The 11,342-nt window shown below is 62.1% G+C and carries 9 protein-coding genes; 7 read left to right on the top strand and 2 right to left on the bottom strand.

Going from position 1 to position 11,342, the window contains the following annotated elements; genetic code table 11:
* Together EOC06_RS41390 and EOC06_RS00015 are read left to right on the top strand one after the other, a co-directional pair.
* On the top strand, positions 1-400 hold a 400-nt coding region (locus EOC06_RS41390), incomplete at its 5' end, for a carbohydrate kinase family protein (protein WP_245469251.1).
* Positions 400-1,668 carry a D-tagatose-bisphosphate aldolase, class II, non-catalytic subunit gene (locus EOC06_RS00015; RefSeq protein ID WP_128306777.1) on the top strand — a complete coding sequence of 423 codons (1,269 nt, stop codon included), beginning with the start codon at positions 400-402 and terminating at the stop codon, positions 1,666-1,668. The genes EOC06_RS41390 and EOC06_RS00015, both read left to right, overlap by 1 nt.
* A 57-nt stretch (positions 1,669-1,725) precedes the next feature.
* Here EOC06_RS00015 and EOC06_RS00020 read toward each other — a convergent pair whose 3' ends face one another.
* Both EOC06_RS00020 and tssH read right to left on the bottom strand, forming a co-directional pair.
* Complete coding sequence (locus EOC06_RS00020; RefSeq protein ID WP_128306794.1) at positions 1,726-3,072, bottom strand: FAD-binding oxidoreductase; 1,347 nt, start codon at positions 3,070-3,072, stop codon at positions 1,726-1,728.
* A gap of 653 nt (positions 3,073-3,725) precedes the next feature.
* On the bottom strand, positions 3,726-6,506 hold the full coding sequence (tssH, locus tag EOC06_RS00025; protein ID WP_127329113.1) for a type VI secretion system ATPase TssH: 2,781 nt from the start codon (positions 6,504-6,506) through the stop codon (positions 3,726-3,728).
* A 308-nt stretch (positions 6,507-6,814) separates the two neighbouring features.
* On the opposite strand from tssH, the gene tssA reads away from it, so the two are divergent.
* Genes tssA through tssE form a run of 5 tightly spaced genes read left to right on the top strand, consistent with a single transcriptional unit; the run spans position 6,815 to position 11,293 of the window.
* Positions 6,815-7,987, top strand: coding sequence for a type VI secretion system protein TssA (gene tssA / locus EOC06_RS00030; protein WP_127329111.1), 1,173 nt, complete (start codon positions 6,815-6,817; stop codon positions 7,985-7,987).
* 6 nt (positions 7,988-7,993) lie between these two features.
* Positions 7,994-8,533 carry a type VI secretion system contractile sheath small subunit gene (gene tssB, locus EOC06_RS00035; protein ID WP_027035514.1) on the top strand — a complete coding sequence of 180 codons (540 nt, stop codon included), beginning with the start codon at positions 7,994-7,996 and terminating at the stop codon, positions 8,531-8,533.
* A 3-nt stretch (positions 8,534-8,536) separates the two neighbouring features.
* The gene (gene tssC, locus EOC06_RS00040) at positions 8,537-10,042 is read left to right on the top strand and encodes a type VI secretion system contractile sheath large subunit (RefSeq protein WP_027035515.1); all 1,506 of its coding nucleotides are present in this window, start codon (positions 8,537-8,539) and stop codon (positions 10,040-10,042) included.
* 47 nt (positions 10,043-10,089) lie between these two features.
* On the top strand, positions 10,090-10,551 hold the full coding sequence (locus EOC06_RS00045; RefSeq protein ID WP_027035516.1) for a type VI secretion system tube protein TssD: 462 nt from the start codon (positions 10,090-10,092) through the stop codon (positions 10,549-10,551).
* Positions 10,538-11,293 carry a type VI secretion system baseplate subunit TssE gene (tssE, locus tag EOC06_RS00050; protein WP_127329109.1) on the top strand — a complete coding sequence of 252 codons (756 nt, stop codon included), beginning with the start codon at positions 10,538-10,540 and terminating at the stop codon, positions 11,291-11,293. The genes EOC06_RS00045 and tssE overlap by 14 nt, the downstream gene beginning before the upstream one ends.
* The last annotated feature ends 49 nt before the right edge of the window (positions 11,294-11,342 follow it).

Here is an 11,342-nt window from a genome sequence, read left to right on the forward strand (position 1 = left end):
TCTGGTGGACGAAGCGGACCTGCTGCTGCCGTCGGGCAATGAATTGTTCCTGGCCGCCGGCACGGACGGGGAGGAACGCGCGATCGAGGCGCTGTTCAGACGAGGGGTCAAGGAGATCGCCGTGAAGCGCGGCGAACATGGCGCGTCAGCCCGTCAAAGCACCGGAGCCCGCGCCGATTGCCCCGGCCTCATCGTCGAGGAAACGGACCCCACCGGCGCCGGCGACTGTTTCGGGGGAGCCTATGTCGCATGCCGGCGGCTGGGGATGGCGCTGCAGACGGCGCTCGAATTCGCCAACGCGGCAGGGGCGCGCAACGTCACACGCCTCGGTCCCATGGAGGGAGCCGGCACGCCGGCCGAGCTGGAAGATTTCATGGCAAGAACGGCGAGAAGAAATTGATGCGTGTGGCGATCGAAGATTTGCCGGCCCTGCACAGGGACGGGAAGAAAATCGGGGTGACCTCGGTGTGCTCGGCGCACCCGCTGGTGCTGAAAGCCGCACTGCGCCACGGGCGGGAAACCGGCACCACCGTCCTGATCGAGGCGACGTGTAATCAGGTCAATCATCTGGGTGGTTATACGGGCATGACGCCGGCCGATTTCGCGGCGATGGTGGAAGCGCTCGCGGCAGCCGAGCAGTGCCCGCAAGAGCTGATCGTGCTTGGCGGGGATCATCTCGGCCCCAATCCCTGGAGAGACCGGCCCGCCGAGGAGGCGATGGCGCAGGCCGGGACGATGATCGATGCCTATGTCCGCGCCGGCTTCCGCAAGATCCACCTCGATGCCTCGATGGGCTGCGCGGGTGAACCGGCGGCGCTAGACGACCACACGGTGGCCGGGCGCGCGGCCAGGCTAGCAGGCGTCGCGGAGCAGGCGGCAGCGCAGAGCGGCGGGGCAAGCCCGGTTTACATCATCGGCACGGAAGTGCCGCCGCCCGGCGGCGCCGATCACACATTGGATGCGATCACCCCGACCAGTCCGGAGGCCGCTCGCCAGACACATGCCATTCATGCCCAGGCATTCCACACCGCCGGGCTTGAAAGCGCATTTTCCCGCGTCATCGGGCTTGTGGTGCAGCCGGGCGTGGAGTTCGGCAACCAGAATGTGATTTTCTACGATCGGGCAAAGGCCCGCGGCCTGGCGGCAACCCTCGACAGATTGCCGTCGCTCATTTTCGAAGCCCATTCGACGGACTATCAGGGTGAGAGGCCGTTGCGTGAACTCGTCGAGGACGGCTTCGCCGTCCTCAAGGTCGGACCCGAGCTGACCTTCAAGCTGCGCGAGGCGCTGTACGCGCTCGACCTGATCGCTTCCGACCTGGCGCCTGGCTATGGCGAGCGGCCGCTTTACCGCGCAATGGAAGAGCTGATGCAAGGCACCCCCAAGAATTGGGCAAGCCACTATCATGGAAGCGATGCCGACAAGCGGACGCTGCGCCACTACTCCTATTCCGATCGCATCCGATATTATTGGGCGATCCCGCAAGCCCGTGCCGCCTGCAACCGTCTTTTCGATACGTTGAAAGGCCGGAGGGTACCGGTGACGCTGTTTCTCCAGCACCTGCCTTCTGCAGTCACATGGGCTGGCCGCGCCTGCGACGGCGAGGAGATCGCGATCGGTCACGTCCGGCGGAGCATCGAGGCCTACGCCCGGGCATGCGGCACCTGAGATCCTCGTCCGGCACTTCAAGGCCAGAGCGGATGGCCTGGCGGGCGGCAGGAACGCTTACAGCGATGGCCCCAATCGGATCGGACTGCCGTCGCTGAAACGGGATTGACGGAACCTGTAGAGATTGTGCCCGGTCTCGTTGCCTTGGACGAGGTCGGACAGCACACGGCCAATGCCGGGTCCGATGCCGAAGCCGTGACCACTCATCCCGGTCGCTATGACGAGACCCGGGATCGCAGCGGCGCGATCGACGATGGGCACGACATCAGGCATCGCATCGATCATGCCCGCCCAGCTCGCCTTGATCGGCACAGTCGTGAACTGAGGGAAAAGCTCCCTGAACCCGCGGTCGATGGCGCGAAGCGCCGACGTCTCGGGAGCCGGATTGAGGACGCGCATCCGTTCGAAAGGGCTTTCTTCATCCGCGTTCCATCTGCGCGGCGTCGACCAGCTGTCCGGGTATCCTCGCGGGGCCGCCGGCAGGTAGCGTGTGCCGAAGGGATTGGCCATCAGGGCGCTGATATATTTGCCCGCATGGCGAAATGCGTCCGGCCCTATGTAGAGTTGGCTACTGCCTCCCGATGCGAGCGTATACCCGCCATCCTGCCTGCGCCGGAAAGCGATGCGTTCATCCGCGGCGGCACCGGTGTGGATTTCCGGCATCGGTGCTGTCGCGGCGACGGTCGCCCTGACGCTGAGCTGCGGAATCGAGATGCCGTGGGCGCGCAGAAAGAGCGACGTCCACGCGCCGCTGGCGACGACGACGCTCGAGGTCGCGATGTGCCCTTTCTCGGTCCAGACGCCACTGATGCGTCCCGCGGAGATGTCGAGCATACGGGCCGCGCAATTCTCGATGATCGTCACACCTTCGCGGGCCGCCAGGCGAGCAAGCGCGGGCACCGCGACCCAAGGTTCCGCCCGCATGTCCGATGGGGTGATCATTGCCCCTTTGAACGGTCGCGACATGGCAGGGATCAGGCTTGCCAACTCACCTTGGTCGAGGAGACACGTGTCGACGCCATGAGCCTGGGCAATATCGAGAAACTTGGCGAAACCGGCCATCTCCTTGTCTGTCCGCGCAAGATAGGTAACGCCCGTCTGCTTCAGTCCTATGTCCTCGCCACATTCCTGCGCCAGTTGCCGCCAGAGGCGCTGCGCTTCGATGACGATCGGCAGTTCGTCGGCATCGCGGCCTTGCTGCCGGATCCAGCCCCAATTGCGCGAGGATTGCTCGGCGGCGATGCGGCCCTTTTCCAGCAGCGTCACCGAGACGTTCCGTCGCGCCAGGAACAGGGCCGTGCTCACGCCAATGACCCCGCCGCCGATGATCACGACGTCCGAAGTCTTCGGCAGGGGCTGCTGGAACTGGATCGGGGTGGCTTCGGTGAAGGGGAAGATTGTCAAAGAGCACCGTCCTTCTTGGTATGCTGCGGCGACATCCGGTCCACGCTGGCAGCGAGATCTGGGTAGCGATATCTGGCCGCCGTGAAATGTCGATACCACGCGAGGAGATTGATCGTCAGCTAGTGCTTGCAGACAAGAACGGCGACAGATCGCGGGTCTGGAAGAGCCCTGGCCAATGAGTCCTGAAACCGCCGGCAGGCCGGCCCAACTAGTCTGAACCTTGAGCGCGAAGGCCAGAATGCAATAGGTATCACAAAACCGCCAAAATGGCTCAAGGGCCAGAGCAATTCCGCAAAATCGTCCAACCAATCAATTACTTACAGGAAAAATCCGATGGTACCGTTGGCTGGGATCTATCCCCGGATCAACATATTGTTTTTATTACGTTTTTTCTGCTCCAACGTCCGATTTGTATCACAATAGGTATCACAATCTGTAGCACCTTCTCCGCGACCCTTGGATGCTTCGCCCACAGCGGTCGCAGCGCGTTTGACTAAAGCCACTCGCAGATCCGGTGTCGTGGCAGGTTAAAGAATACCGTCATTCTCTAACCGATAGCGTCATACGAATTCACCGCCACCGGCCGCTCCCAGGCTAGTCGGCTCAGCTTGCCTATGCACGAAGAAGCCGAAGCAAACCGTCATCAACTTTCCTTACTCGAAGGAATAGGTGAAGCCCTCCTTGGAGGCGCCGACGGTTACCCTTGTCATCCTTTCGCCCTCGAGCGAGCGGTTCAGCACGCCGCGGCTCAATTCCGGCAGCAGCGTGTTTGTCAGGATGGCATCGATCATCCGCCCGCCGGATTCGATCTCGGTGCAGCGGGCCTTGACCAGGTCCATGACGCCATCGCCGATCACCAATTCTGCGTCGTTGGTCGCACGCAGCCGGCGAGCGATCTTGGCAAACTGGTGACGGGTGATCGCTTCGATCATCGAATCCGAGAGCGGATAGTAAGGAATGGTCACCACCCGGCCAAGAAAGGCCGCAGGGAAGACCTTCAGCAACGGGCTGCGCAGCGCGGTGTCCAGATCGTCGAGCCCTGCCCGCAGCGTGCCATTCCTGGTCCGATCCATGATGACTTCGGAGCCGACATTCGAGGTGAGCAGGATCAGCGTGTTCTTGAAATCGATGCGCCGGCCCTCGCTGTCGTCCATCATCCCCTTGTCGAAGACCTGGAAGAAGATTTCGTGCACGTCAGGATGCGCCTTCTCGACCTCGTCGAGCAGGATCACCGAATAGGGTTTGCGGCGGACCGCCTCGGTCAGGATGCCGCCCTTGCCGTAGCCGACATATCCGGGCGGCGCCCCCTTCAAGGTAGAGACCGTGTGCGCCTCCTGGAACTCGGACATGTTGATCGAGATCAGGTTCTGCTCGCCGCCGTAGAGCGTCTCGGCCAAGGCCAATGCGGTTTCGGTCTTGCCAACGCCCGAGGGGCCGCAGAGCAGGAACACGCCCACCGGCTTCTCCGGCGCGCCGAGCCCGGCGCGGCTGGTCTGCACACGCTTGGCAATCATCTCCATGGCGTGATCCTGGCCGACCACGCGTTCGGACAGAGTGCTGGCCAGCCGCAGCGCTTTTTCGGTCTGGCTCGACAGCATCCGCCCCGTCGGGATGCCGGTCCAGTCCTGAACGACCGCCGCCACGGCGTTGCGGTCGACCGACGGCAGGATCAGCGGCGTCTCGCCTTGCGCCTCGGCCAGTTCGACCATCAGTTCGCGCAACCGGGTGAGATCGGCGGCCGGATCGGGTGGAGGGGCATTGGCAGCCGCCGGTGCCTCCACATTGATTTTGGCCGTTTTGGTCTTGGGCGTTTCGACCTTGGGCAGCGGAGTCTCAACCGAGTCCGTGCCTGCTGTTTCGCTATTGGTCTCCGGTGTCTCCACTGCATCGAGCGGCACACCTTCGCCGCGCAGCCTGGCGCGCAGTTCGAGTATTTCGGCAACGAGTGCCTTTTCCCCGTCCCAACGCTCCTGTGCGGCGGCGAGCATGACTTCGGTTTCGGCTAACCCGGTGTCGACCCGTGCCTGCCGGTCGCTCACCTCGATGCCGATCGCGGCCTCGCGACCGATGATGCCGCGCTCGACCTCCAGCGCCTGGCGTCGGCGCATGATGTCCTCGACCTCCGCCGGCGTGGCGTGCTGCGATATGGCGACACGGGCGCAAGCGGTGTCGAGAAGGCTCACCGCCTTGTCAGGCAGTTGCCGCGCCGGGATATAGCGATGCGAGAGACCAACCGCCGCCTCGATCGCCTCATCCAATATCTGCACCTTGTGGTGCTGTTCAAGAACGCCGGCGATACCGCGCAACATGAGAACGGCCACCGCCTCGGACGGCTCGTCGATCTTGACTACCTGGAAACGGCGGGTCAGCGCCGGATCCTTCTCGATGTGCTGCTTGTACTCGGCCCAGGTCGTTGCCGCGATCGTGCGCAGTTCGCCGCGCGCCAGCGCCGGCTTCAGCAGATTGGCCGCGTCGCCTGTTCCAGCCGCGCCGCCAGCGCCAATCAAGGTGTGAGCCTCATCGATGAACAGGATGACCGGCGTTTCGGAAGACTGCACCTCATCGATGACTGCCTTCAGCCGCTTTTCGAACTCCCCCTTTACGCTTGCACCCGCCTGCATCAATCCGACATCGAGCATGCGCACACTGACCCCTCGCAGTGTCGGCGGCACGTCGTCCGCAGCGATACGCAAGGCAAAGCCCTCGACGACCGCGGTCTTGCCGACCCCGGCCTCACCGGTCAGGATCGGGTTGTTTTGCCGGCGTCGCATCAGGATATCGACGATCTGCCTGATCTCTGGATCGCGGCCGACAACCGGATCTATCTTGCCGTCGCGGGCGCGCTGGGTCAGGTCGGTGGCGTATTTCGCCAGCGCCGAATCCCCACCCGGAGGCCGCCGCGGCGCCTCTGCGGTGGAGACCGTGGTCGAGGCGCCGGCTTCGAGCGAGCCCTCCATGACCTCGGCAAACCGTGCGATGACCGCGGCGGCGTCGATCTTGTCAAACTCGCCGCTGATCTTCGACAGCAGGCCTTCCAGGACCGGCGTCTTCAGGCAGGCAAGGAGAATGTGGGCGCTGCGGACTTCCTCGACGCTGAACTCCAGCGTGGCCAGGTTCCAGGCTTCCTGAATGGCATGGAAGATATGGTCCGAAAATTCCTCGATCGACGTTGCGCCGTAAGGCAGCTTGTCGACGGCGCGGGTCATATCGGCGGTGAGCCGGCTCGCATCAAGGCCCGCATCGGCGATTATCATTTGCACATCCGAACGGTCGGAAAGTACCAGTTGCTCGATGAAGTGGACGAGCTCGACGTAAGGATTGCCGCGCAGTTTGGCGGTGTCGGCCGCAGCCTTGAAGGCGCGCACACCGACAGGATTGAGCTTGCCGACCAGTTCCTTGCGTTTGAAGGTCTGCGATGACCGGCGCTGTTCCATCGAACGTGCTCCTGCAATCTGCCAGTCGATAACCTGCCACATAAGCCGTCACTTGACAAAGCGTGATGAACAGCGCCCCTTCCCCTTGTGGAGAGTGCCGCACCATCAGATGCAAACAACCACGCAATTGTTCGCCTCGGTGTAATTTCACATAAGGGTCAGCAATCTGGCCAAGGGTTCCAGCAACCCAAGACGCGGCTTGGTCAGCTTTCGTTAATTTTTTGAGCAGTGCTTGAATTGTGGTAAAGTGCAACCGTGTGATACCGTAGGGTCACGTACGGTTTGAGGGCCGATCGCTGGGGGTTGGTGTGATTGATGTCGCACTCTGGCTTGCTCCGCTCGACGGTGAAAATCCGTCAGGGGAGGATTTGCGCAACGACCCGGCTTTTCATGAGCTGGAGCGCCTGACGGAACCCGAGATCAAGGTCGTCCACGACGGCCAGAACAAACCCGCCTCGCAAAGCACCATTCCGGTCGACTGGCCCGCGGTGCTCGCCAAGGCGGAGGAATTGCGTGCGCATGGCCGGGACCTGCGCCTGCTCGTCGTCGTCACGCGCGCGCTGGCCAATGAAGAAGGACTGGCCGGGCTCGCGCAGGGGCTGGCCCTTATTGCGCAGACCTTCGACCAGCATTGGGAAACAATGCATCCGGCACTGCGGCCCAACGCTTTGCCACGCGATGCCGCCTTGCGCCGTATCAACGCGCTGCTCGACCTCCAGAATGGTCAGGAGGGGTTGTTGGCGAACCTGCGGCAAATGACGTTCTTTGCGCCACGTGCGATCGGCCCGATCCAGGGCAAGGATCTGGAAAGGTGTGCGCTCGACGACCGTGTCATGCTCCAGGAAGCCGCCTCGGGATTGAACGTGGCAGAAAAGGCCGCACTGGTCAGTGCGCACGGACAATTGTTGAACCGGGTGCGTGCTGGATGTGCGGCACAGATGGATCAAGCCAACGCAGAAATGGTCTTGCTCGTCGCCAACGCCCGGGCAGCGATCGCAGCCCTTGATGCGGTCGAGACCGCTCTCAACGCCCGTCTCGAGGGCGGCGGCGCTCCTGTTCCGGAATTGAAGCGGTTTCTGCAGCGTCTGCTGACGACCCTCGAACGGAATTCGGCAGCCGGCGCCTTGGCGAATGGCGCGGCCGAGCCGCCCACGCCGGCAGAACCGGCAACGCCTGCTCGAAACGGTCACGGAGCCGATACTATGGCAAGGGCGGCAAGCTACGCGGACTCGAGCACGGGGCTTCCCGACCGGATTTCCTCGCGCGACGACGTGGTGAAATGCCTCGACCTCGTCGTCGCCTTTTATGACCGCACTGAACCGTCGAGCCCGATTCCGCACCTAGCGCGGCGCGTGCGCCGGATGGTGCACATGGATTTCGTTGAACTGATGGAAGATCTCGCGCCGTCGGGGCTGAAGGAATTCCGGCTCCTTGCCGGCGTTCCCGATGTCAAGAAGACGGCTCAGAAGGATGAAAGGTAACAGCACATGCCAGCCGAAAGCAAAGCGAAGGTCATCGAACGAAATCGCGCACCGCGGGTGCAGATCGCCTACGACGTGGAAACCTACGGTAGCCCGACGACGATCGAATTGCCGTTTGTCATGGGCGTGATGGCCGACCTTTCCGGTGCTTCGCAGACCAAGGAAGCGTCAAAGTCGGTGCTGGACCGTTCCTTTGTCGAGACCGACGCGAACCGCTTCCCCAAATTCATGGAGGCGCTCGGACCACGAGTGAAAGCCCGCGTGAAGAATACGCTGCCTCAGGCTGAGGGCGCCGAGCGGGACGAGGAACTGGCGCTCGACCTTACATTTTCCAGAATGGGCGATTTCGCCCCGGACAAGATTGCCGAGCAAGTTCCGCAACTGGCCGAGATCCTCAAGATGCGGCGCCAGCTCGAGGAGCTGCTTGGCTTCATGGATGGCCGCGTCGACGCCGAAAAACGCATCGCGCAACTTCTGAACAACGAACCACTTCTTGGCAAGATCGCCAGCCAGGCGCTGGCCGACGACGACAAGGTTGGGGAGTAAATCATGGCCGAACAGCAAAAGACCGCCGCCGTCGCCGCCGAGGCGGAAGCCATAGATCTTGGAGAATTCAGCGGGCTCCTCGAGAAGGATTTCAAGGTCAAGAAGGACGACAGCGAGAAACTGCAGCAACTCGTGCGCAATCTCGCACTCGCGGCGCAGTCCCGTTCCGATACCACCACCATCTCCTCCAATGCGATCAAGTCGATCAAGTCGCTGATTGCGGGCATCGACAAGATGCTGACGACACAGGTCAACGAGATCCTGCACGCGCCCGAAGTGCGTGAGATGGAAGGCACATGGCGCGGCCTCTGGTATCTCATCAACAACACCGAGACGGATCAGAAGCTGAAGATCCGGGTGATGAACATCTCCAAGGAGCAACTGGCCGACACGCTCGAAGACTACGAAGGCCAGATGTGGGATCAGAGCCCGATCTTCAAGAAAGTCTATACGGACGAGTATTCGATGCTTGGCGGCGAGCCGATCGGCTGTGTGATTGGCGCCTACGAATTCTCGAACCACCCGCGCGACGTCGGTTTGTTGCGTAACATCTCCGGCATCTGTGCTTCAGCACACACGCCGTTTATCGCAGCCGCCTCGCCGCGCCTGTTCCGCATGGACAGCTGGCAGGAATTGCCGAACCCGCAAGATCTCCAGCAGATCGTCTCCAACCCGGCCTATGCCTCGTGGCAGTCGCTGCGCGAGAGCGAGGACGCTCGCTATATCGGCCTGACCATGCCGCGTGTTCTGGCGCGGCTGCCATACGGCACGGATACCGTTCCGGTAAAGGGCTTCACCTTCGAGGAAGAGGTGCAGGGCGATCACAACAAATATGTCTGGATGAACGCCGCCTTCCCTATGGGCGTGAACATAAACCGCAGCCACAAGCTCTATGGCTGGGGCACGCAGATCCGCGGCGTCGAGAATGGCGGCACGGTGCTCAACCTGCCGGTGCACAGCTTCCCGACCGATGACGGGTCGATCGCGATGAAATGTCCGACCGAAGTCGCCATCGACGACCGGCGCGAAGCGGAACTGGCCAAGCTAGGCCTGATGCCGATCCTGCATCGAAAGAACACCGATCTCGCGGCCTTCATCGGCGCACACTCACTGCAGGACGACGAGACGCGGGCGGGGCGGCTGGTCGACCCCGACGCGCAGTCCAATGAGCGGCTGAGCGCCAACCTGCCCTATCTCTTCCCGGTCTCGCGCTTTGCGCATTACCTCAAGGCCATTGCGCGCGACAAGGTCGGCTCGTTCAAAGAGCGCTCCGACATGCAGATCTGGCTGACCGAATGGATCAACCGATATGTGCTGGCCAACCCGGCCTTCGCCGACGACAAGGCGCGCGCCAAGCGCCCGCTTGCCGCGGCCGAGGTTCAGGTGGACAGCGTTGAGGGGCGGCCGGGCTATTACAACGCCCGCTTCTATTTGCGTCCGCATTACCAGCTCGAGGGCATCAATGCCTCGCTCCGACTGGTCTCGGAACTACCGTCCGTGAAGACTTGAATTGCAGCAACACCATCTTGGTTTTTTAAAAGCGGTGGAGAAAGACAATGCCCACAGGTACGAAGATTGATGGCTTTCTAAAAGTTCCGGATATCAAAGGCCCAAGCGTTCGTGATGGCCACGAGGACGAAATCGAGATCCATGGGGTCGATTACAAGATAGTCGCGCCATACGATCCGAATTCGCTCTCGCGCCGCGGCCGTGTCTCCTTGGGAATGATCAAGTTCACCAAGCACTACGACAAGTCCTCGCCCTATCTGAAGAAGGCACTGTTCGAAAACAAGGCGCTGGACGAAGTGGTGTTCTCGGCTCGCCGGACCATCGATGGCGAGACGAATGATTACCTGGTCGTCACCCTCACCGACGCCTCGATCATGGAATACGACCTGTCGCAGGCGGAGGATGAGGAAGACCTGATCGAGGAAGAGGTCAGCTTCGCCTACAAGAAGATCAAGTTCGTCTATGACGGCAATGACGAAATCGAAATGGATGTCTATGTCGGCAAGTGAGGGCCGGCGGCCCGACGCGGACAAGCTGCAGGTTACCGCTGGTTCGCGAGCAAAACGCGAAGCGGTCCAGCCCTCTCTCTGGGACCGCCTCGTAAACGACCTGCCGGGCATGACCTCCGAGATAGACGGGCTGCGCCAGGCCTTGCAGGACGAACTCGGCGCGGACCGGCTGGAGGGTCTGGTTGCGGGCAGCGCGCGGCTCATCGATGCCGATGCGGAGCTGACGGCCGATCAGAAGCGGCGCCTGCACCGCCTGGCCTTTCAGATCCAGCATCGCGTGGAGATGGAAAGCCGCGGCGTGGTCGTGTCCGCCCGCGTGCTCCGGGAGGCCGTGCGGCGCGATATCGAGGCCCTGTTCAACACCGAGCGTTTCGAGGCTGTTCCGCTTCTTTCCGATGTCGAAAGCGAGCAGGCAGCGGACAACCCGCCGTCGCTCGCTGATTTCCCGGAGGTGCGCCGAAGCGTGATCAACTACGGCGTGCCCTCCTTTTCGGGCCGTTCCTCCCGCGATTTTGATCGCGAGGCGCTCGCCCGCGAGATCCGCTCGGTGCTTGCTACCTTCGAGCCACGCCTCAAGGAAAGTACGACGAAGGTCACCGTGACGCTTGGCGACAAGAGCGTGGGTTTGAAGATCGAGATTGACGCGGTGCTGATCATGACGCCGACGCCGGAACGCATGCGCCTGCGCACCACGATCAATCTCGACAACGGCTTGGCGCGGACCGAATTTAGGGAGGCCTGAGATGGATCGGGTCTTCGTAGAATATTACGAGGAGGAACTGACACATATC

Origin of the sequence: Mesorhizobium sp. M7A.F.Ca.MR.362.00.0.0 (assembly GCF_004023175.1) — a bacterium.
In the GTDB taxonomy this organism is placed as follows: Bacteria; Pseudomonadota; Alphaproteobacteria; order Rhizobiales; family Rhizobiaceae; genus Mesorhizobium.

Coding starts and splice junctions, on each gene's coding strand:
- EOC06_RS00015 (WP_128306777.1), top strand. CDS start 400: ATGCGTGTGGCGATCGAAGATTTGCCGGCCCTGCACAGGGACGGGAAG.
- tssH (WP_127329113.1), bottom strand. CDS start 6,506: ATGGAACAGCGCCGGTCATCGCAGACCTTCAAACGCAAGGAACTGGTC.
- tssB (WP_027035514.1), top strand. CDS start 7,994: ATGCCAGCCGAAAGCAAAGCGAAGGTCATCGAACGAAATCGCGCACCG.
- tssC (WP_027035515.1), top strand. CDS start 8,537: ATGGCCGAACAGCAAAAGACCGCCGCCGTCGCCGCCGAGGCGGAAGCC.
- EOC06_RS00045 (WP_027035516.1), top strand. CDS start 10,090: ATGCCCACAGGTACGAAGATTGATGGCTTTCTAAAAGTTCCGGATATC.
- tssE (WP_127329109.1), top strand. CDS start 10,538: ATGTCGGCAAGTGAGGGCCGGCGGCCCGACGCGGACAAGCTGCAGGTT.